Annotated in this window: 19 protein-coding genes and 2 riboswitches; of the genes, 3 read left to right on the forward strand and 16 right to left on the reverse strand. The window is 52.0% G+C overall.

The features are described 5' to 3' along the window. Nucleotides 1–3: 3 nt before the first annotated feature. The 5 genes from purS to purE all read right to left on the reverse strand — a co-directional run bounded on the left by purS (nt 4) and on the right by purE (nt 4,621). On the reverse strand, nt 4–249 hold the full coding sequence (gene purS / locus ACFVSO_RS02020; protein WP_206098834.1) for a phosphoribosylformylglycinamidine synthase subunit PurS: 246 nt from the start codon (nt 247–249) through the stop codon (nt 4–6). 478 nt (nt 250–727) lie between these two features. Then, entirely contained in the window at nt 728–1,627 is a 900-nt protein-coding gene (locus ACFVSO_RS02025) for a phosphoribosylaminoimidazolesuccinocarboxamide synthase (RefSeq protein WP_387469552.1), read from the reverse strand. 16 nt (nt 1,628–1,643) lie between these two features. Next, nucleotides 1,644–2,939 (reverse strand): adenylosuccinate lyase, encoded by a 1,296-nt coding sequence (gene purB, locus ACFVSO_RS02030; RefSeq protein WP_119800434.1) that lies wholly within the window; start codon nt 2,937–2,939, stop codon nt 1,644–1,646. A gap of 6 nt (nt 2,940–2,945) precedes the next feature. Further along, entirely contained in the window at nt 2,946–4,139 is a 1,194-nt protein-coding gene (gene purK / locus ACFVSO_RS02035; RefSeq protein WP_387469554.1) for a 5-(carboxyamino)imidazole ribonucleotide synthase, read from the reverse strand. Continuing rightward, on the reverse strand, nt 4,136–4,621 hold the full coding sequence (gene purE / locus ACFVSO_RS02040; RefSeq protein WP_387469556.1) for a 5-(carboxyamino)imidazole ribonucleotide mutase: 486 nt from the start codon (nt 4,619–4,621) through the stop codon (nt 4,136–4,138). Before purE ends, purK begins: the two co-directional genes overlap by 4 nt. A gap of 290 nt (nt 4,622–4,911) precedes the next feature. Beyond that, a riboswitch (purine riboswitch) is annotated at nt 4,912–5,010 on the reverse strand. Between the two features lie 246 nt (nt 5,011–5,256). On the opposite strand from purE, the gene ACFVSO_RS02045 reads away from it, so the two are divergent. Beyond that, on the forward strand, nt 5,257–6,540 hold the full coding sequence (locus ACFVSO_RS02045; RefSeq protein ID WP_387469559.1) for a glycoside hydrolase family 18 protein: 1,284 nt from the start codon (nt 5,257–5,259) through the stop codon (nt 6,538–6,540). 189 nt (nt 6,541–6,729) lie between these two features. Here the strand turns inward: ACFVSO_RS02045 and ACFVSO_RS02050 are convergent, their stop codons facing one another. From ACFVSO_RS02050 to msrA, 3 genes are all read right to left on the reverse strand, one after another. Continuing rightward, complete coding sequence (locus ACFVSO_RS02050) at nt 6,730–7,977, reverse strand: TraB/GumN family protein (protein ID WP_387469561.1); 1,248 nt, start codon at nt 7,975–7,977, stop codon at nt 6,730–6,732. Between the two features lie 173 nt (nt 7,978–8,150). Next, nucleotides 8,151–8,771, reverse strand: a complete 621-nt coding sequence (locus ACFVSO_RS02055; protein WP_387469563.1) for a nitroreductase family protein — start codon at nt 8,769–8,771, stop codon at nt 8,151–8,153. A 14-nt stretch (nt 8,772–8,785) separates the two neighbouring features. After that, the gene (msrA, locus tag ACFVSO_RS02060) at nt 8,786–9,745 is read right to left on the reverse strand and encodes a peptide-methionine (S)-S-oxide reductase MsrA (RefSeq protein ID WP_387469565.1); all 960 of its coding nucleotides are present in this window, start codon (nt 9,743–9,745) and stop codon (nt 8,786–8,788) included. A 331-nt stretch (nt 9,746–10,076) separates the two neighbouring features. On the opposite strand from msrA, the gene ACFVSO_RS02065 reads away from it, so the two are divergent. Together ACFVSO_RS02065 and ACFVSO_RS02070 are read left to right on the forward strand one after the other, a co-directional pair. Continuing rightward, nucleotides 10,077–10,508 carry a hypothetical protein gene (locus tag ACFVSO_RS02065; protein WP_387469567.1) on the forward strand — a complete coding sequence of 144 codons (432 nt, stop codon included), beginning with the start codon at nt 10,077–10,079 and terminating at the stop codon, nt 10,506–10,508. Then, nucleotides 10,505–11,581 carry a phosphodiester glycosidase family protein gene (locus ACFVSO_RS02070; protein ID WP_387469569.1) on the forward strand — a complete coding sequence of 359 codons (1,077 nt, stop codon included), beginning with the start codon at nt 10,505–10,507 and terminating at the stop codon, nt 11,579–11,581. The genes ACFVSO_RS02065 and ACFVSO_RS02070 overlap by 4 nt, the downstream gene beginning before the upstream one ends. 58 nt (nt 11,582–11,639) lie before the next feature. Here the strand turns inward: ACFVSO_RS02070 and ACFVSO_RS02075 are convergent, their stop codons facing one another. From ACFVSO_RS02075 to ACFVSO_RS02110, 8 genes are all read right to left on the reverse strand, one after another. Next, nucleotides 11,640–12,653 (reverse strand): 5-oxoprolinase subunit C family protein, encoded by a 1,014-nt coding sequence (locus ACFVSO_RS02075; RefSeq protein ID WP_387469571.1) that lies wholly within the window; start codon nt 12,651–12,653, stop codon nt 11,640–11,642. Continuing rightward, nucleotides 12,650–13,432, reverse strand: a complete 783-nt coding sequence (gene pxpB, locus ACFVSO_RS02080) for a 5-oxoprolinase subunit PxpB (protein ID WP_387469573.1) — start codon at nt 13,430–13,432, stop codon at nt 12,650–12,652. Before pxpB ends, ACFVSO_RS02075 begins: the two co-directional genes overlap by 4 nt. A gap of 15 nt (nt 13,433–13,447) precedes the next feature. Further along, complete coding sequence (locus ACFVSO_RS02085; protein WP_387469575.1) at nt 13,448–14,215, reverse strand: LamB/YcsF family protein; 768 nt, start codon at nt 14,213–14,215, stop codon at nt 13,448–13,450. A gap of 372 nt (nt 14,216–14,587) precedes the next feature. Next, entirely contained in the window at nt 14,588–15,934 is a 1,347-nt protein-coding gene (locus ACFVSO_RS02090; protein WP_387469577.1) for an NCS2 family permease, read from the reverse strand. A gap of 119 nt (nt 15,935–16,053) precedes the next feature. Beyond that, a riboswitch (purine riboswitch) is annotated at nt 16,054–16,154 on the reverse strand. Nucleotides 16,155–16,263: 109 nt separating this feature from the next. Next, on the reverse strand, nt 16,264–17,091 hold the full coding sequence (locus ACFVSO_RS02095; RefSeq protein ID WP_387469579.1) for a PIG-L deacetylase family protein: 828 nt from the start codon (nt 17,089–17,091) through the stop codon (nt 16,264–16,266). A 38-nt stretch (nt 17,092–17,129) separates the two neighbouring features. After that, nucleotides 17,130–17,975 (reverse strand): carbohydrate ABC transporter permease, encoded by an 846-nt coding sequence (locus ACFVSO_RS02100; protein ID WP_387469581.1) that lies wholly within the window; start codon nt 17,973–17,975, stop codon nt 17,130–17,132. Between the two features lie 39 nt (nt 17,976–18,014). After that, on the reverse strand, nt 18,015–18,884 hold the full coding sequence (locus ACFVSO_RS02105) for a carbohydrate ABC transporter permease (protein WP_387469583.1): 870 nt from the start codon (nt 18,882–18,884) through the stop codon (nt 18,015–18,017). Between the two features lie 81 nt (nt 18,885–18,965). Continuing rightward, nucleotides 18,966–20,240: an ABC transporter substrate-binding protein gene (locus ACFVSO_RS02110; RefSeq protein ID WP_387469585.1), complete on the reverse strand. Its 1,275-nt coding sequence runs from the start codon at nt 20,238–20,240 to the stop codon at nt 18,966–18,968. Between the last annotated feature and the right edge of the window lie 98 nt (nt 20,241–20,338).

Raw genomic sequence — 20,338 nt, forward strand, 5'->3', positions numbered from 1 at the left:
CTCTTATCCCTCCAGTTCAAAGCGGTAATCTTCTACAACCGTATTCGCCAGCAGCTTCTCGCACATTTCTTTCAAACGCGCTTCCGCTTCAGCACGGTCGTTCGTGTCCAGCTCAACCTCGAGATACTTGCCGATACGTACTTTGCCTACTTCTGCAAAGCCCATGGAATGAAGCGCGCCTTGTACAGCTGTTCCTTGCGGGTCCAAAACGTTTTCCTTGATCGTGACGTAGACGGTTGCCTTCATAATTGCCTCCTGAATATGGTTGAATTTTGGATAAGTGTAGTCGTATGGCTTGCGATTCGACGGCAGGGTGGTAAGTTGCATGGTTCGTGCTTTGCGCGTCAGTGTATTTAAGTCGGTGAGACCGACTTGAAAACTAGTTAGTGTGGCTCTCGGACCGACTAAGTCGGTTGGAGCGACTTATTGGATCATTGAGCTGATGCGGAATGGATTAAGTCGGTTGGGCCGACTTATTTAACCACCGCTGCTCGTTCTGAGTCAAATAAGTCGGTTTTATCGACCTATTTGAACGTTTGTGGTGCATCTGGAGCTTTTAAGTCGGTTGGGCCGACTTAATTGAACTAACAGTAACTGAAGTAGCAATTGCAAGCCGAGTTTCTCGGCTTAGAGCGCCTCCCGCGCGGCTAGCGAGGCCTGCAAGCCGAGTTTCTCGGCTTAGAGCGCCCCAGCGCCCCAGCGCAGCTTGCAGCGCAATCCGCGCTGGCTACTTCAGCTCGCCGCCGGTCAGGCGGCGGTAGATCTCGCGATAGCGGGCTGTCGTCGCGATGACGACCGTCGCCGGCAGCGGGTCCGGCATGCTGTTGCGGTCCCAATCAGAGCCGAGCAGGTACGTGCGGACCGGCTCCTTGTCCATGCTGTCGATCTCCACGTCGAACGCGTAGTTCCCCTCGGACCAGAAGCGCGAGGAATCCGGCGTGAAAATCTCGTCAATCAGAATCACTTTGCCATCGATAAGTCCGAATTCGAATTTGCAATCTGCGAGAATGATGCCACGTTCCTTGCAATACTCATGCGCGAAGCGGTACAGCTCCAGGCTGCGGTCGCGAAGCTCGGCAGCCAGCTCGGCTCCGACGAGCTCGCTCATGTGCTCGAACGAGATGTCTTCGTCGTGGCCGACATCATTTTTTGCGGCCGGAGTGAAGATCGGCTCCGGGAAACGCTCGTTTTTGCGCAGGCCTTCCGGCAGCTCAATGCCGTTGATCGCGGATGTCGACTGGTATTGTCTCCAGCCGCCCCCCGTAATGTAGCCGCGCACCACACATTCGATATCGATGCGCTCGGCCTTGCGCGTCACCATAATCCGGTTTTTCAACAGCTCCGGCTCAGTAATGACATCGCCCAGCAGCGCTACATCCGTATGCACAACGTGATTCGGCTGCATCTCCTTCGTCACGTCGAACCAGAAAGCGGACAGGCGGTTAAGCACATTGCCCTTATCCGGAACAGCCGGGTCCAGCACATAATCGAATGCCGAGATGCGGTCTGTAACGACGATCAGGAAGTGCTCTCCCAGATCATACAGCTCGCGTACCTTGCCTTTGTAGACAAGCGGAGCTTTCACATAATCCACAGCGGTGGACAAAGCTTGCGATTGAACAGCCATGAACGCCAACTCCCCCTTAGTTCAAGCCCAAACGTGCAAATATCGTATCGACATGCTTCAGATGCCATGCCGGGTTAAAGCAATCGTCAATCTCTTCGGCGCTAAGCACCGATGTAATTTCAGTCGTTTCTTCGATGATGGAGCGGAACTGGCGCTGCTCCTCCCAAGCTTGCATCGCACGCGGCTGAACCGTGTCGTATGCCTGTTCGCGGCTGAAGCCCTTGTCGATCAGCTTCGTCAGTACGCGGCCGGAGAACGGTACGCCGTACGTCGCGCTCATGTTGCGCTTCATATTTTCCGGGAATACGGTCAAATTATTAATAATGTTGCCCAGACGGTTCAGCATGTAGTTCAGCAGCATCGTGGAATCTGGCAGGATGACGCGCTCAGCGGACGAATGGCTGATGTCGCGCTCATGCCACAACGGCACGTTCTCGTATGCAGTCAGCATATGGCCACGGATGACGCGGGACAGGCCGGACATATTCTCGGCGCCAATCGGGTTGCGCTTGTGCGGCATAGCCGACGAGCCTTTTTGTCCCTTCGCGAACGGCTCCTCCACCTCGCGGAATTCGCTCTTCTGCAAAGCGCGAATTTCAGTAGCGAATTTGTCCAGTGATGTTGCGATCAAAGCGATAGTCGCCATATATTCCGCATGACGATCGCGCTGCAGCGTCTGTGTCGAGATCGGAGCTGCCGTAATGCCCAGCTTCTGGCATACGAATTGCTCAACGAACGGATCAATGTTGGCATAAGTGCCGACAGCGCCGGACATTTTGCCGAACTGTACGCCGTTCGCCGCATGCTTGAAGCGCTCCAGGTTCCGTTTCATTTCTTCATACCACAGCGCCATCTTCAGGCCAAAGGTCGTTGGCTCGGCATGAACGCCATGCGTACGTCCCATCATCGGGGTATCTTTATACTGGATAGCCTTCTCGCGAAGGATCGAGATGAAGCGCTCAATGTCCTTCAGCAAAATCTCGTTTGCCTGGAGAAGCAAGTAGCCCGTCGCCGTATCAACGACATCCGTCGAAGTCAGTCCATAGTGAACCCATTTGCGCTCCGGTCCTACCGTCTCCGATACAGCACGCGTGAATGCAATTACATCGTGACGCGTCTCTTGCTCAATCTCATAGATGCGGTCAATCTCGAAGCTTGCGGATTTGCGCAGCGCTTCTACATCTTCCTTCGGAATAATACCTAGCTCCGACCATGCTTCACACGCACATAGCTCAACTTCCAGCCAAGCCTTGAATTTGTTCTCCTCGGTCCAGATGGCTCTCATTTCCGGTCTGCTGTAACGATCTAACATGAACCCTCACACCTTCCAAATCTTAGTTTCATTTATCCAATCAAGCGCTGCTTCCGTTGATTCTGCGAGCACATTGACATGCCCCATCTTCCGTTTGTAGACAGCGTCTTTTTTTCCATACAAATGCACCTTCGGCGCAAGGTTCAGCCGCTCTGCCGCTTCATCCTTCACAGCCAGCCTCTCAAGCAGCGGCTCGACATGCTGGCCCAGCACGTTCACCATAACGACGGGAGTCAACAGCCCCGTATCTCCTAGCGGCAATCCGCATACCGCGCGGATATGCTGCTCGAACTGCGATGTACGACAAGCTTCCATCGTATAATGGCCGCTGTTATGCGGGCGCGGCGCAAGCTCGTTTACATAAAGCTCGCCGCCTTGCGTAACGAACATCTCGACCGCGATCAGGCCCACGACGCCAAGTCCCTCAGCCAGCCTTACCGCAAGCCGCTCCGCTTCGCGAAGCACCTTGTCCTCCAATCGAGCCGGTACGATCGACAGATGCAAAATATTTTCCACATGAATATTTTCCGCAGGCGGGAAAGCTTTTATTTCTCCATTCGAGCTGCGAGCCGCGATAACCGAAATTTCCATCGCAAAATCGATGAATTGCTCCAGCACCAGCTGCGTGCCCGCCTTGGACAAGGCAGCAAATGCTTCGTCCGTCTCCGACAGATCGCGAATGACCCATTGGCCTTTTCCGTCGTAGCCGCCGGTCGCCGTCTTCAGCACACATGGCGTTCCGAAGCGCCCTACCGCTTCGCGAAGCTCTTCGCTGCTGCGAATCTCGCTGTAGGGAGCTACGCGGACACCCGACGCTTCAATGGCACGTTTCTCGCGCAGGCGATGCTGCGTCGTATAGAGCAGCTCGCTGCCTTGCGGCACATACGATTCCGACATGAGCATTGCCGCCACATCGGCGTCTACATTCTCGAACTCATACGTAATAACGTCTGAGCGGGCCGCCAGTTCGCGAGCAGCATCACGATCGTCATACGCAGCGACGATCTGCTCCGCAACTTGTCCCATCGGAGAGTCCGGCGTCGGATCGAGCGCTACGAACCGATAGCCCATGGCGCTTCCTGCGTTCGCCAGCATGCGTCCCAGCTGTCCGCCGCCAAGAATGCCCACCGTCGCTCCAGGTAGAATCGTTTTGTCATGAAGTGAAGCAGCACGGCTCGCCTTATCCGTTCCTTCGATCATAACGTCTCACTGCTTTCCAGCACTTCCGCCTTGATCCGGTCACGGCGAGCTTGGACACGGGCTTGAACGTCCGGGTCGAATGCGCCCAGGATCTGAGCCGCCAGCAAGCCGGCGTTCGTGCCGCCAGCATTGCCGATCGCAACAGTCGCTACCGGAATGCCTCCCGGCATTTGAACGATCGACAGCAAGGAATCCAGGCCGTTCAAATTCGAAGACTTGACGGGAACGCCAATAACCGGCAAAGTCGTTTTTGATGCGACCATGCCGGGCAAGTGTGCGGCGCCGCCCGCTCCCGCGATAATAACCTTAAGTCCGCGCTCTGCGGCAGATTCCGCGTATTCGAACATCAGATCCGGCGTACGATGCGCCGAGACGACCTTTTTCTCATACGGAATATTCAGTTCCTCCAGAACGTCGCAGGCTAATTTCATTGTGTCCCAATCCGACTTGCTGCCCATGATGACGCCCACCTTAGCAGACATGTGTTCAAACCCACTTTCTTTATCCAGATTGTTGTTTTATAAGCAAATAAAAAAGACCCGCAGCAATCTTCAAGTACGATATGCCAAGGACCTCTCGAGGAAGCCGTCCGCGATGGAAAGCTTCAATGAATGTTGCTGCATAAACGATGTGCGTAACCACCAGAGACAACACAAGGCTGCTCTTGATAAGAACAACCCTTCATCTGCTCGCGGACCGTCACGCAATGATTGAGCCTAAGGCCTATGCCCCCGCAAACCGGGTTCACAGACGTCTCACACCACTGCTTTTCATGCAGCTTATTCAAACTCGTAGTCCAGAAATAACGGGTTCCGGGTAGAGACATTCGGGCCTACCCCGAATATATACGAGAATGCGATGGAATGGGCGGCATGTTCCGCCTCAAGCCTATTCTAGTTTATCCAATCGCCACTAGCATGTCAACAAAATACGAACATTAAATGACATGTAATTGTAAAAGTTCGTTTTTTAGTCGTATTGAAGCCAAGATAACTGTCATCCGTTGCCAATAACCGTGCCAGCTTGCCCAAATTGGCTCTTTTCCATCTTATATGACTACAAGCCTATAACGCTGAATATAGATGAAGATAGAGAGTACATCGTGGGAGGGTGTTGCATGCAAATCCATACGGTCAAAAAGGGAGACTCGTTGTGGGAGCTGTCACAAAAGTATGGCGTACCGCTGGAGCATATTTATTCCGCCAACAGCTTTACGGCGCAAAGCCCGCTTGTCATCGGTCAGGCTGTTATCATTCCGACCCCTGGCGACGGACTAACACATAAAGTGCTGGTTGGCGAATCATTGTGGAAGATCGGACAACGTTACGGCGTATCGATTCAGCAGCTCGTGGAAGCCAATCGTCTGACGAATCCAGCCCTGATTATGCCCGGACAGATGCTTACGATTCCGAAGGTGGCCAAACCCGTCATAGAGGTGAATGCTTTTACAGAGAAGCTAGGCAGCAATGGTATTGAGCTTGTGGGCCAGATCGGCGATTATTTGACGTTTCTCAGCCCCTTCAGCTATCGCGTACAGATGAACGGCTCGTTGACCCCGCTTGATGATTCTGCGATTATTAACGCGGCTTACAGCAAACGGGTAGCTCCGATGATGGTTATTACCAATTTCGAAAGCGGCACCTTCAATCCGGATATCGCTCATTCCGTTCTGGCTGATCAAGACAACCAGTCCGCATTAATCGCCAACATCATGGATGTAATGAGAGAGAAAGGGTATCTGGCCATCAATGTTGATTTCGAATATGTGCCTCCTGCGGACCGCGAGCTGTACAACGCATTTTTGGAACGGCTGGTTGAAACCCTGCACCCCTATAATCTGCAAGTCTCCACCGCGCTCGCGCCCAAAATATCGGCAAGCCAGACTGGAACCTTATATGAAGCGCATGACTACGCAGCGCATGGACGAATCGTTGACTTCGTCATTCTCATGACGTATGAATGGGGCTGGTCAGGAGGCCCGCCAAGAGCCGTCGCTCCGCTAAACGAGGTGGTCAAGGTGCTGAACTTCGCCCTTTCCGTCATGCCTTCGGAAAAAATCGTCATGGGCATGCCCCTGTACGGCTATGACTGGACGCTGCCGTATGTACAAGGCGGCCGATGGGCTCCGACAGTCAGTCCATACGAGGCCGTCAACCGGGCAGCCAAATATGGCGCTACCATTCGCTATGATGAAGAGTCCCAATCCCCTTACTATCATTATTATGACGAGGAAGGCAAGGAGCATGTCGTCTGGTACGAGGATGCCCGCAGCGTGCAAGCCAAGTTCGATATTGTCAAAGCCTTTAAATTACGCGGCGTAAGCTACTGGGTGCTTGGCGTGTCGTTCCCGCAGAACTGGTTCGTTCTAGGCGAGAACTTCACCATTAAGAAGCTGGTGTGATACAAGTAGGCGTATTAAGGCATGTCCAAAAGTTCTTGATCGCAAATCCAGATGTACAATGTATACAGCGATTTAATGAAATAAGTTAATAACTTACGTTGCAGGTTATCCCATCAATTCCCCATCCATTTCAGCTTGTCTCGCAACATTAAAAAAGGGCCGCGGCATCATCAGCCGTCGGCCCTTCTATTATACTCGTGTTACAGTATAGCCCTTCTGTTCAAGCAGAGTAACCAGTCCATGCTCTCCTGCCATATGAAGCGCTCCAACTACGACAAAATAAGTTTCGTTTTTGCCGTCCTTCAGGAATGCGTCAATCTTCTCCGCCATCAGCACGTTGCGGTCCTGCAGCATCGCTTTGTAATATTCTGCATCGGCCTTCTGCGTTTGTGCAGCCATTGCGGTAAGCGTATCGAGATCGCCATTAATCCACATATCAGACAAGTCCCTTACTGGCTCATCTTCAACATAGAAGCTTATAATGGAACCAACTAACATCTCTTCTTGAATACGATCCGAGAAATTATTAAACATATTCAATTGGGATTGCGAATTCTCCAGGCCGATAATCGGAAGCTTGGACTTCTCCGCCAGATTCATGAAGAATTCATCGATGCCCAGCTCAGACTTGTATTCGCTCTCTTCACGTCTGAGGCTGTCCAGAACAATAGAAGCGAACCATGGCTTGTATTGATCAAGCGCATAGGTTGGGTATTCCAAATCCGTCAACAGCTCAGTGACATACTGATACGTCTCGGTTGAAACATGATGTGCCAGCGATGTACCATCTTGATACTTGCTAATGCTGTCGATAAAAGCAGTCATATCTTCTTCTTTTGTAAAATCAATCTCTAGAGCTAGATGATCCGCTTCCATAAATGCATCCATAATTTCATCTCTCAGAGGATACATGGCTTCGTTCGCCACATGAATGGAACCGAGCATGTAGACGGTATTACCGTCCTTCTCGACCTTCCACATGAAGCCGCGGCTTTCCTGTACGGTATCAATGGAGATTGTACGCTCTGCTTCATTCCAATCGATCTCATAGCCAGTCGCTTCTACAATGAAGCGAAGCGGCACATAAGTAGCCTTGTTTTGGATCTTAGGCGCTACTGTTAGTTGTTGAGGCTTGCTGTTGACGTACGCCGTTGTATGATCAATTTGAAGGCTGATAATCGCTTCATTTCTAGGATTAGTGCTTGTCGCCGTTACGACGCGGTTCTCTTCATCCCAGTCAATCTTAAAGCTCAGCTTTTCCAGCAGCATTCTGACTGGTACTAGCGTAGTGCCTTTCTCTACAATCGGCGCATTAGAGCCGAACTGCACTTGCTCGCCATCAACCCAGATGGATAACGGCTTGGAAGCGGCCCCAGCACCCGTCGCAAAGCTGAGTGCCATGACGAGGGCAATAAGGAGACTCAAAAACTTTTTCATCTCTGTTGCCTACTTTCTCTATAATAGGATATTAGTCTTGCTCAATAAGTAGCAATACCACATTTAAGAATACCTAGGAATCATTTGGAAAGGTAGCTATAGTTTTCTATAGTTGCGCGCACAAAAAAAGAGCCCCGCACATGCGGAGCCCTTCGACTTAACTATACATTGCTTTACCCTTGCATCCAGATCGTCTTCTCCGAAATCGGCGTACGCTTCGGCTCAGGCGGAGTCATATCGGGATAGCCCAGATAGATAAACGCGACAAGCTCTTCATCCTCGCGAAGCTCGAATGCTTCCTTCATGCGCGGATCGAACATCGGCGCGCCCGAGCGCCAGATTGCGCCAAGCCCATAGGCATGCGCCGCAAGCAGCAAATTTTGCACGGCAACCTGTGCCGCCGCAAGCTCTTCCTCGCGAACAGCTCTCGGATCGTCCCCCGGCGAGCAGATCGCCGCAATGACGACAGGTGAGCGGTATGCCTTCAAGCGCTCCTTGCGCAGTCGTTCTTCCAGCTCCTCGCCTTTAAGCTCAGGCGCATTCGCTGCTCCGATTCTGGCATATCCCTCGCCTAACGTCGATCTTCCTTCGCCCGTCATCACGACGAAGCGCCATGGCTGTGTATTGTGATGGCTCGGCGCCCACGATGCCGCTTCCAATATCGCTTCTAACACTTCACGCTCAACGGCATCCTGCTTAAGCCGGCCGATAGAACGGCGACCGCGGATCGCTTCCAGCACGCCTACGGCATTTGCCTTGGCATGAAGCTCCCCCAAATTTTGAACTGTGGTCATCCCCATCTCTCCCTTTACTCAAATAATGAACGGTATTGTCCGTACCCTTCTTCCTCCAGCTTATCCTTCGGCACGAACCGCAGGGAAGCTGAATTGATGCAATAGCGCAGTCCCGTCGGGTCTGGACCGTCTTCGAATACATGACCAAGATGGGAGTCGCCCTCCTGGCTGCGCACCTCTACCCTAACCATGAAATGGCTGTTATCCATATGCTCCGTTACAGCCGACTTCTGAAGCGGCTTTGTGAAGCTGGGCCAGCCGCAGCCTGCGTCATACTTGTCCTTGGAGCTGAATAACGGCTCTCCCGACACGATGTCGACATAGATGCCATCTTCCGTATGATCCCAATACTCGCCAGTGAACGGACGCTCCGTGCCGCTGTTTTGCGTCACCTCGTATTGAATCGGTGTCAGATGTTTCTTCAGCTCACCGAGATCCTTCTTCATCTTCCAATGGCTTGAGATAAAGGAATCGCGCCCGGAGCCTTTGCGGTACATTTTATAACGATACGGATTTTTCTTATGGTAGTCCTGATGGTAATCTTCCGCGGGGTAAAAGTCTCCGGCAGGCTCGATCTCCGTCACAATCGGCTTATCGAAACGGCCACTGGTCTGGAGCGCCTCCTTTGAAGCTTCTGCTTGCTGGCGCTGCTCTTCCGTATAATAGTAGATTCCCGGCCGGTAAGAAGAACCCCGATCGTGGAATTGGCCTCCAGCATCCGTCGGATCGATCTGACGCCAGAAGATGTCGAGCAGCCGCTCATATGAGAATAGAGAAGGATCATAAGCAATTTGCACGGCTTCCGTATGCCCGGTCGTGTCAGAGCATACTTCCTCGTAGGTCGGATTGACGGTATGTCCGCCCGTGTAGCCCGATACAACGGATAAAATGCCCGGCATTTCCTCGAACGGCGTAACCATGCACCAGAAGCAGCCTCCCGCGAACATGGCCAACTCTTTATTATGTTGTCCCATGAGGATCATCCTTTCCAATTGACGTTTCTTCCTAACTATTTCATTATACATCACGAACATCTGTCCGACAAAAAAGCGGCAAGCCACTACCAATAATTGTCTATAGCGAAGTTGGCGAATAATGGCGACAAGCCGCTCTGGCGTTTGTTACAATAGGATGACATTCGCAACCTTTATGCCGCTATTGGTCGTTAGTAGTATAGACGGACAAGCCGCGACTGGCGCATGCCATGCAAGCAGCGGCCGCAATTCGCACAGGACATCCCTTTTCACGTTCGTTCATCCATCGCACATTTCCAGAATCAACAGACTAAAGAGGTGAATGAACACAATGAATGATTTGCAATTAGAGCATGCATCCTCAAGCCGCAAGGAGACGGGTACGCGCAAGAAGAAAAACAATGCGTCGTTCCTGATTTTCATCGGAATTTGGATTCTATTAATTGGAGGCGGCCTGTTCGGCGCCAAGCTCTACAGCGACAAAATGCAGCGGGATATAACCGCCGATATCGAAAGGCAAACCTCCGCACAAATCGCCACTATGCAGAAGGCTTATGACGACCGGTTGGCCGCCATGGAGACTACCTATGCAGGCGAGATCACGCTGCTGAAAGAAAAGATAGATGCGCTTAACGAGCTTCTAACCTTCACGAAAGATAATGCCGACAGCAAGACGGACAACAGCAACAAGCTGTATACGCAGCTGAATGAAGTGAAGAAACAGTTGAACGAACTGAAGAAAAGCTTGGATGTCCTCAAATGAACATAACCGTAAAAACATTGAATCGTACGGCGCTGCTGGCGCTCTCTCCTTTTATTGGCATTCTGCTATGGCTCCTTTTCTCTACGGCAGCAATTGAGCTGTCGCAAGACAGCCTCACCGAGTCGGGCGTGGAGGAGCAGACCTCAGACCGCGTTTATATGAAAGAAGCAGCAACTGGCCTCGACCAGGCACGAGACATTGCCGTACATACCAGCCAATCGATTAAGACGGAGATCGAGCTGTACAACAAAACCAATGCGGAAATGAATGCGATCGCCAAGACGGCAACCGCCCAGGCCAAACGACCTCTCCAAATCTATGACAGCAATATTACAGCCAAGCTCGGCAAGCCTGCCGCCACCATCAATACCGACAAGCTGAGAGCCCAGCTCTTCTATCTGAAGAATGACAGCTTCCGAAGCTATGCGGTCAAGATCCAGCTGAAATCGAATGACGCGATGAAAATGGTGATGGGCGGCTCCGAGCTGGGAAAATCCATGACGACACTGGAAGCAGTCAAGCAGCATAAAGCAGCAGTTGGCATCAATGCCGGCGGTTTCGCGGACGGCGGCGGCAAGCGGTACCCGCTGAGCACCACCATTGCGGATGGCGAATACGTATCCGGCTTTCAGGCTTCCTATTCCGATCTCTTCTTCGTTGGATTGAGTGACAAGAATAAGCTGATCGGAGGCAAGTTCACAAGCAAGGATCAATTGGATGCCAAAAAACCGAAGTTCGGCGCTTCCTTTGTACCGGTTCTTCTGAAAAGCGGCGTGCCGCAGCAGATTCCAGCCAAGTGGCAGACGAGCCCTAAGCGTGCGCCGAGGACGATCATCGCCAATTATAAGGATGACCAGCTTCTGCTGCTTGTCACGGATGGCTACAACGAAGCCGGAAGCTCCGGCGCAACGCTTGCAGAATTGCAGACGCTGCTCCGGGGTTACGGCACAATCGATGCCTACAACCTCGACGGCGGCGGCTCCTCATCGCTTATTTTCAACGGCAAAGTCATTAACAAGCCATCAGACGGCAATCTACGCAAGCTGCCGACACATTTCTTATTTTTCAAATAAGGGCGGAACGCCTTGGTCCGGAGAGAATCGATATTCTCACCGGCCAGGCACTCCGCCCTTATGTTTTGCGACGCAGCTTCAGGCCGATAATCGTCCGCAGCTGATCCATATCCAGCTCTGATTCCAGCTTTAGCCGCTCTGCTTCCAGCGGCGTCACCGGATAAAATCGAATCCCGTCCCCTGGCTTCAACTGGGCAAATACCGGAATATCTACGGAGGCGACTTGTCCAATACGTGGATATCCGCCTGTCGTCTGCCGATCCGCCAGCAGCACGATCGGATTCCCGTCCGGCGGGAGTTGAATCGTGCCATGGACGACAGGCTCGGATATAAGCTCCGTCATGCCCTCGACCAGCGTCAGACTACGTTCGCTTTGCAGGCGGTATCCCATCCGATCTGAGGATGAACCGATACGGAACAACGCATGGTACAGATTCCGCTGCCCTTCAGCCGACATCAGATGCTGATGCTCGCCCGGCATAATTCGGACGGCATGGACGTCTCTCGACGCAACGGCGAAACCGCCGGCATGCCATAACGGCCACATCAGCCCGCCCGAAGGCGACGCCTTTAGCTTGTCGATGACTAAGGCTTGTCTATTCTGCAGCCTTGCCTCCAGCCGATCCCCCGCGCGCAGCGTTCTGCCACCCAATCCACCGATGCCCCCGCGCAAGTACGTGCTGCGGCTGCCCATGCTCACAGTCGCCTCCAGCCCGCCGGCAATCGCTACATACGTACGACAGCCGGACTGGTAATGGCGGAACGATAGAACCGTTCCCTCGGATACCCAGACTGGACGCCATAGCGGCACTTCATCCCCTGCGTCTGTCTGGACTCCCATATCGCCGCCGCATATCGCGATCCATAGATCACGCTCCGCCCTCAGCTCCGTACCGGTCAAGGTCAGCTCCAATACAGCCTCCGTATCCTCATTGCCGACCAGCCAGTTCGCGACGCGCGCCGCCGGCACATCCATTGCGCCGCCAATGACAACGCCATACTGCTGATAGCCGTAACGTCCAAGGTCTTGAATCGTCGCAAGCAGCCCGGGCTTCCGTACTGTCAAGCTCATCTTCCGCCTACCTCCTGTCCGTGATGAGAGCCACTCCTGTACAGGGCTTCCCATTCCATGAATTGACGCTCGCTGATCGCCTCGAATTTCACTTCATCGCCTGCCCTTAACAAGCTCGGAATGGGCTGATCCGGCAGGAAGAGTGGCAGCGGCGTTCTGCCGATTAGCTGCCAGCCGCCGGGCGTTGCCAGTGGATAGACGCCGGTCTGCGCGCCCGCAATGCCGACGCTTCCAGCTGGTATCCCGGTTCGCGGCGTCTTGCGCCGAGGCGCGGCAATGCTTGATGACATGCCGCCCATATAAGGAAAACCCGGAGCAAAACCAATCATATACACGAGGTACAAGCCGCTCGTATGAATGGAAACGACCTCTTCCTCCGGCAATCCGCAATGATGGGCCACCCCCAGCAAGTCCGGTCCGTAATTCCCGCCATAGCAGACGGGAATCGTCACTACACGCTGCTGCTGCAGGCTGTTCTCCACTTTCTCCTGCAACTGAGACAAGAGCTCCTTCACTCGCGCGCATACCGTGTGGAATACCGATTCATGCCCCCGCTCCTGCGGAGACCGGCTGCGCCATATCGTAAGCGGATCATAATGAACGGCAATCGCTGCGAACGATGGCACGCATTCGATCATACCTTCGAAGCGCTTCGACTCCAGAAGCTGCATCACGGCCATGATCCAACGATGCATGCTCTCGTCGATCGCTTCTCCCGCACGGACCAGCACGCTTGAGTCTCCCAGCGGCACGAACTGAACATTACGCCATTCCTTCATAGAAGCTCCCCCTTATCACATCCGGCTGCCAGGCGCCCCAACCTCAATATTCGCCGCTGCCAGCGCCGACCTCAAAGCTATTACATGCTTATACGCATCCGGCGTGTCCCCATGCACACATACGGTATCCGCTTGTATCGCAAGCGGCGTTCCTTGCCTGGACATGACCTCGCCGCTCAGAACCATATCGACTACTCGGACGGCCGCCGCCTCCGAATCATGAATGACGGCGCCGGGCAGGGAACGGCCCGTCAAGGAGCCGTCTGATTCGTAGGAACGATCTGCGAATACTTCCTGAACGACACGAACTCCAATTCTCTCGGCGGCGCGTATAAGCGCACTTCCTGCAAGCCCATACAGCAGCAAGCTTCCATCCACCTTGTATACCGCTTCGGCAATTGCCTCCGCCAACGACTCGTCTTGGGCCGCCATATTATACAACGCGCCATGAGGCTTCACATGCGCCAGACTAGCTCCCTCCGACCTTGCAAAAGCTTGCACGGCCCCGATCTGGTACACCGTCATCTCATAGGCTTCACGAGGCGAAATGTCCATCCGTCTTCTCCCAAAGCCCGCCAAATCAGGCAGCCCGGGATGCGCGCCAATGGACGTGCCGCAGTCTATGGCCAGCTTGACTGTGCTTCTGATCGTGCCCGGATCGCCTGCGTGGAAGCCGCAAGCTATATTCGCAGACGATATATGTCTCATGATCGCCTCGTCTTGTCCCAATGAATAGGCGCCAAAGCCCTCGCCCATATCGCAATTCAGATCTATACGGCGCATGCTCTCCCAACACTCCGTTTCATCGTTTTCCTTCATTATACCGCATGACCTCTCTATGCAGAACGAACTCTCTCCGCTGATGATTGAAGGTCACAAGTGTTCGATCCTGATCCTGCCTCCTAACGGAACGGAGAGACTCTATGCTTCGTTTTTTATTTGTTTATAAGTTCTAACGGAACTAGAATGCCTTATTTGTCCCATCCGACCCATATTTTGTTTCATTGAGAGCAAATAAGGGCTCTCTGTTCCTTTACGTTTAAAATTGGTAGAAAAACGGGCAAATAACGTCTCGTAGTTCCCTTACGAATTTCAAAAAATAAACAATAAAAAAAGAAGCAGCGCCGGCCCAGCGCTGCTTCTTCGATCATTTGATTATTCGCCGCCCATAAAGGCATAGCGGGCAATAATGAGAATAGCTAGTATCCACATCAGGATGTGGATTTTGTATTTGCCTTTGCCAGCGATATTCGCTACAGCTGCCAGCAGTACGTACGATACGATACCGAAGGAAATACCGTTTGCGATGCTGTATGTGAAAGGCATCATGGCGAATGTCAGGAATGCCGGAATCGCATATACCATGTCAGAGAAATCAATATCCTTCACAGATTGCACCATCAATACGCCAACGATGATCAATGCCGCGGAAGTTGCTGCGCCTGGCACAAGAGCTACGAGCGGAGCAAGGAAGATCGCAAGCAGGAAGCAGATGCCTGTCGTAACCGCAGTCAGACCGGAACGGCCGCCTTGCGCGATGCCTGCGGAGCTCTCGACAAAAGCAGTTACTGTGCTTGTACCGAGAATCGCGCCGCCGCCAACGCCGATGGCATCGACCATCATCGCTTTGCCGACGCGCTTCTTGCCCTCTTCAGGATTTTTCATAATGCCTGCACGGTTGGCCGTACCAACAAGCGTACCGAATGTATCGAACAATTCAACGAATGTAAATGTCAAAATAACCGTAATGAGACCCACTTCAAAAACGCCTGCAAAATCAAAATGCCATACGTTCATTTCGGAGAAGTTGGGAATCCATGTTTTTCCTTCGAGCGCATCGCTAAAGTTCACATGACCCGTAAGCAGCGCAATTACTGTTGTACCCAAAATACCGAACAGAATCGCGCCAGGAACGCGGAGTACCATCAGAATCGCGATTAGCGCTACAGCAATCAGCGTGAAAATAACGGTCTCATCTTGGAAGCTGCCGAGGCCAATCAATGTCGAACCATCGTCAAACGTCGTGATGTGCATGAGACCACTGCCTTTAAGGCCGATCACGGCGATGAACAAGCCGATACCGACAGTAATGGCATGCTTCAGGCTGTCTGGAACAGCCGTGACCAGCATCTGGCGAACTTGCGTAACCGTAAGAATAATAAAGATAATACCGGAAATAAAGACGGCTGTAAGTCCCATTGCTGGCGTAATCTCTTTGCCTGTTGCAGCTGATGAGATGACGACAGCAGCAAAGTATGCATTAAGACCCATGCCTGGCGCTAGTGCGACAGGGAAGTTGACGAATATGCCCATTGCGATGGTGAAAATACCCGCTGCAAGCGCAGTAGCCAGGAAAACAGCATCCCAGCTAAGACCTGTCGGCGTCAAGATTGCCGGATTGACAGCCAAAATGTAGGCCATCGTCATGAAAGTCGTCAGCCCCGCCATGATTTCAGTTCTGACATTTGTTCCCAGTTCCTTCAAGCGAAAGAAACGTTCCATTTTGATAAATACCCTCCCAAAATTGTGTTGGAACAAACAAAGAAGCCTAGTTAAAAATGCTGGAGTGCATTTTGACTAGGCTCTGCAAAAAGGTGAAAGCGCCATGCAGGGCCGCTGCGATGGGCTTCCACTCTCTTCGTAGCCTGATCATTTACGGTGATCGAGTAGAGACTCTCAAGCCGATTCTTGAGATTATACGAAAAGTTCTATGCATTTGTTATTATTCGTCTCTCATCATAAAAGGGAACAGCACTTTTGTCAATAACTTTCACGAACAATTACTCGTTTTTTCTCCAAATCATTCGTGTTCATCCAAAATATTTCCGTTATTAATCATTTAGCATCGGAAATAGCAGCTTCAACTCGTCATCGGCAGGCCGTCTGCCATAATCGGCAATTTCGAACGGCTCCGCGTAGACGGTGGACGCGGATTTATTATCGCCGTACAGCCGGTCCAGCGCTGGCAGCATTTCCGAAGAAACGTCGATAAAGCTGCTCCAATAATGCAGAATGTATTCGCGCCGCTCCTCCCAAGTGCTTGGAACCTCGTTCAGCAAATTGCGCTGCCAAGGCGCAAATTCATAGAATTGCGAGGCGTGGGCGTCACAGCTCAGCAGCTTTTTCTTGATCGTCCGTCCGATATCGACGACGATATCAGGCGAATAGCTCGCGCGCTTGCCATAGTCCGGCATCAGCAGGAAGAGCGGCGATTGATCGAGGCTTGGGGCATCCGGCACCGCATTCGGCACCTTCGCAATGAAGTCCGCAGCGTCGCGTACGATTTTCCCCGCATTCCGGTTGTCGACGTGGCCCGGACCGTCCGGATGGAAGGTAATGACGATATCTGCTTTCCAATTTCGAATTTGACGGATGACTTCCTCTCTTACTTCATAGCTGTTGGACAATCTGCCGTCCGAAATGTTCAGAATGCTATATTCAAGGACGCCCAGCCGCTTCGCCGCCTCATGGGCTTCTTCGGTTCTTCTGTCGACAAGCTCCTGGCCGCTAAGCGAATAGTGTCCGCAATCTCCGTTCGTCAAGGATACGAATTTCACCCGATGGCCCAGCTCTGCGAATAAAGCTGAAGTGCCTCCCGCGTAAATTTCCGCTTCATCCGGATGTGCTGCAATTACGATTATATTTAATGTTTTAGTCATTTCTCTCTCCTCCTAGGTGTCAAACCAATCTCCGGCTTTTATCCTTTTACTGCGCCAGCCGTAAGTCCTTTAATAACGGTTTCCTGCGAAAACATGTATAGCACTAGCAGCGGTATGATCGAAATCGTGATCGCCGCCATCATCGCCCCGTAATCGGTGCCGTAGGCGTTGGATACAAGAGACAGCAGCACCGAGATCGGCTGCATATCCCGGATCGGCAAGTAGACGAGCGGCAGCAGCAGCTCATTGTACGACCACAGGAACACCATAATCGAAACGGTAGCGAATATCGGCATGCATAGCGGAATCGTAATGCGATAAAAGATTTTCCAGATCGACGCGCCGTCCATGACTGCCGCTTCCTCCAGCTCGCCCGGCAAGGAAGCCATAAAGGCGGTCATCATAATAATCGCAAAGCTGAGATTGCCTGCCACCTGCGGCAAAATAACCGACAGATACGTCCCGTTTAGGCCAATCTTTTCAATAATAATGAAGTTTGGAATAATAACGGCGAACTGCGGCAGCAGCATGCATATGACAAAAAGAAACGTAAAATATTTTTTGCCCCTGAACGAAAAGCGGGCCAAAATAAACGAGGCCAAGCCTCCAAACAGCGCAACGCCGAACACGACGGAGCCTGATATGAGCATACTGTTCATAAAGCCTTTGACAATATTGATGTTGCCGTATTCGTTCAGCTTCAAGTAGTTCGAGAAAGCAAAGCTTTCGGGCCATGCAAACGATTGGGTCAAAATTTCTTCCGACGATTTGAAGCTGTTCAGCAATACCCATAACAAGGGCAAGATTGTCGTGCTTGCCCACAGAATAAGCAGCGCGTATACGACGAATTGGGTCAACCCCGGCTTTTCCATTTTATTAACCATCTACTTATCACCTTCTTTAGCGGGCTGCTCGGCATGTTTTTAATAGCTGACAGCCTCTTTTTTCACCAGTCTGTTGAGCAGCACCGTAATGACGATGCCAAGCACCATCATCGCAATGACGATCGTACTTGCGTAGCCCGCGTTTTGGCCGTTGAAGGCCTTGGCGTACATATAAGTGCTGAGCAGCTCGCTGGAATTGAGCGGTCCGCCTTTGGTCACAATGTACACGACGTCGAACACTTTGAGCGCCCCGGCAGTAGCGAGCGTCAAACAGGACGCAATCACGTCACGAAGGAGGGGTATTGTAATGTAGACCGATTTACGCCAGCCCGTAATGCCGTCCAGCACAGCCGACTCATAGATGTCTTCCGGGATTTTGGACATGCCGGTCAGAAAAATAACAAAATAGAATCCGACGTATTGCCACAAAATCGGAACGAGCACCAAATAGATCGCGCTGTTCTCTGTCAGCCACACTTGCTCGGACCATCCGAGAGCCCTCACGATCGCGTTCAACAAGCCGTAATCATAGTTGTAAATTAGCGAGAACATGAGGCCGATAGCGGTTCCCGAGATTACGATCGGAAAGAAAAACACCGTCCGGAAAAATTTGAAGCCTCGTTTGATGCTGTCTGTCAACAGTGCCAGCAATAGGCCGCCGCCCGCTTGCAGAAATACAGCACCCAATATGAGGATCAGCGTATTTTTCAAAGCAATGCCGACGATGGGGTCATTGACCAATTCCTTGTAATTATCAAGCCCGATAAATGTTTTATTGTTGGAAAAGTTATACCATTCGGTAAAGCTGTAATAGAGCGATTGAATGAGCGGGTAAAGCAAAAACGTAAACAGTAACAGTATCGTTGGCGCCAGGAAAAGCACAATGTATCTCTTGTCCCTGAAGATCACGACTGAACGCCTCCTCTTTCCTTGAGCATAGGAGAGCGCCGGAACTAGTCTGTCCCTTGTCCGGCGCTAACGGATTATAAATTATTGAATTTTATCGTTGAGCTTTTTGGCTTCGGCCAGTACTTCCTCAGCCGTCTTTCTACCTGCGCTTACATAGCCGATGCCATTCAGAAATTGGGTATACGATTCACGAGAAACATAAGAGTCAATCGGCATTACAAAGTCTTTAGCTGCGCTGACCATCGCGTTGCCGTCAACAAGCAGCTGCGCTGTATTCTCAGATGCCTTTGTTTGTACCGCATAAGTGCCGCCAATCGCCGCAAATTCACCCGCAATATCCGGCGACGTCATAAATTTGATAAATTTCAGAGCCATGTCGTATTTTTCTTGATCCTTACTGTTTTTCATATACCAGCCGGAACCGAAGCCTGATACGATTACACCTTCGCCCTTGCCGCCCGGCACGAGCGGGAACGGGGAAATTTGGATGTCCGGATCTTGAGAAAGACCGGCCGCAGTCCACGAGCCGTTGAACATCATAGCGGCTTTGCCGCTTGCGAACAGCGATTGCGCCTTATCGTCATCCAGCGTCAGCGAATCCTTAGGGAACGCATTTTTTTCACTGAGCTCCTTGAAGATGTTAAGCGCTGGCGCCCAGGACGGATCATACGCTTGTTGCTGGCCTTCCGGTCCTACTTGCGACAGAATTAGCGCCTCTTGCAGGTATGGGGTCGTTAGAGAAGTCGCGAATGGAATAATATCGGTCGCCGCAAACGTATCGACTGCCTTCATGAACGCTTCGTAAGTCGACGGAGCCTCCAGATTGTGCTGCTCGAACAGCGCTTTGTTCCAGAACAGTCCTTCGTAGAAGCCGATGTACGGAAGCGCATACAACTTGCCGTCGTACTTGACTTTATCTACAATGCCGGCGTTGAACTGCTTCGCCCACTCTGGATCCTTGGCAAACTCCTCTTCCCACGATACGATACTGTTCGAATCGGCAAGAATAGCCGTTTCACTGCCATTGAAGTAAAACAGCACATCTGCCAGGTTGCCGGTTGCTGCGTCCGCTTTCACCTTCGTGCGCAGTGCCTCCTGATTGACCGGCGTCGACTCGTCAACGATTCTCACGCCCGGGTTCTCGTCCTGGAATTGCTTAATCGCTTTCGTCCATACCGGAACCCAAGGATCTGAACCTGCAAAGGATGTCGCCACGCGGAGCGATATCTCTTTGTTGCCGCTCTTCTCTGGCTCCTTCTCCGCCTTGTCGCTTCCGCCGCATGCCGCAAGCAGCGTCGACAACAGCGCCATTACTACTAACAGTCCAACCGTTTTGTTAACCGCCTTTTTCTTCATTACTCAACTCTCCTTCTGACTAAGTTCTTTTATTGAAACTTGCCTGCCGGCTATGCGGCAATCAAGCAGCAACCAAAAATAAAGCGCTTTAAGTTACT

Source organism: Paenibacillus sp. NPDC057967 (assembly GCF_042887015.1).
Taxonomy (GTDB): domain Bacteria; phylum Bacillota; class Bacilli; order Paenibacillales; family Paenibacillaceae; genus Pristimantibacillus.

What these genes read in the sequence shown, in the direction of transcription:
- purB (WP_119800434.1), bottom strand. Translation starts at nt 2,939, where the DNA reads ATGTTAGATCGTTACAGCAGACCGGAAATGAGAGCCATCTGGACCGAG.
- ACFVSO_RS02110 (WP_387469585.1), bottom strand. Translation starts at nt 20,240, where the DNA reads ATGAAGAAAAAGGCGGTTAACAAAACGGTTGGACTGTTAGTAGTAATG.
- ACFVSO_RS02090 (WP_387469577.1), bottom strand. Translation starts at nt 15,934, where the DNA reads ATGGAACGTTTCTTTCGCTTGAAGGAACTGGGAACAAATGTCAGAACT.
- ACFVSO_RS02025 (WP_387469552.1), bottom strand. Translation starts at nt 1,627, where the DNA reads ATGGCTGTTCAATCGCAAGCTTTGTCCACCGCTGTGGATTATGTGAAA.
- ACFVSO_RS02045 (WP_387469559.1), top strand. Translation starts at nt 5,257, where the DNA reads ATGCAAATCCATACGGTCAAAAAGGGAGACTCGTTGTGGGAGCTGTCA.
- ACFVSO_RS02075 (WP_387469571.1), bottom strand. Translation starts at nt 12,653, where the DNA reads ATGAGCTTGACAGTACGGAAGCCCGGGCTGCTTGCGACGATTCAAGAC.
- ACFVSO_RS02085 (WP_387469575.1), bottom strand. Translation starts at nt 14,215, where the DNA reads ATGCGCCGTATAGATCTGAATTGCGATATGGGCGAGGGCTTTGGCGCC.
- ACFVSO_RS02070 (WP_387469569.1), top strand. Translation starts at nt 10,505, where the DNA reads ATGAACATAACCGTAAAAACATTGAATCGTACGGCGCTGCTGGCGCTC.
- ACFVSO_RS02095 (WP_387469579.1), bottom strand. Translation starts at nt 17,091, where the DNA reads ATGACTAAAACATTAAATATAATCGTAATTGCAGCACATCCGGATGAA.
- ACFVSO_RS02055 (WP_387469563.1), bottom strand. Translation starts at nt 8,771, where the DNA reads ATGACCACAGTTCAAAATTTGGGGGAGCTTCATGCCAAGGCAAATGCC.
- msrA (WP_387469565.1), bottom strand. Translation starts at nt 9,745, where the DNA reads ATGGGACAACATAATAAAGAGTTGGCCATGTTCGCGGGAGGCTGCTTC.
- pxpB (WP_387469573.1), bottom strand. Translation starts at nt 13,432, where the DNA reads ATGAAGGAATGGCGTAATGTTCAGTTCGTGCCGCTGGGAGACTCAAGC.
- ACFVSO_RS02050 (WP_387469561.1), bottom strand. Translation starts at nt 7,977, where the DNA reads ATGAAAAAGTTTTTGAGTCTCCTTATTGCCCTCGTCATGGCACTCAGC.
- purE (WP_387469556.1), bottom strand. Translation starts at nt 4,621, where the DNA reads ATGTCTGCTAAGGTGGGCGTCATCATGGGCAGCAAGTCGGATTGGGAC.
- purK (WP_387469554.1), bottom strand. Translation starts at nt 4,139, where the DNA reads ATGATCGAAGGAACGGATAAGGCGAGCCGTGCTGCTTCACTTCATGAC.
- ACFVSO_RS02100 (WP_387469581.1), bottom strand. Translation starts at nt 17,975, where the DNA reads ATGGTTAATAAAATGGAAAAGCCGGGGTTGACCCAATTCGTCGTATAC.
- ACFVSO_RS02065 (WP_387469567.1), top strand. Translation starts at nt 10,077, where the DNA reads ATGAATGATTTGCAATTAGAGCATGCATCCTCAAGCCGCAAGGAGACG.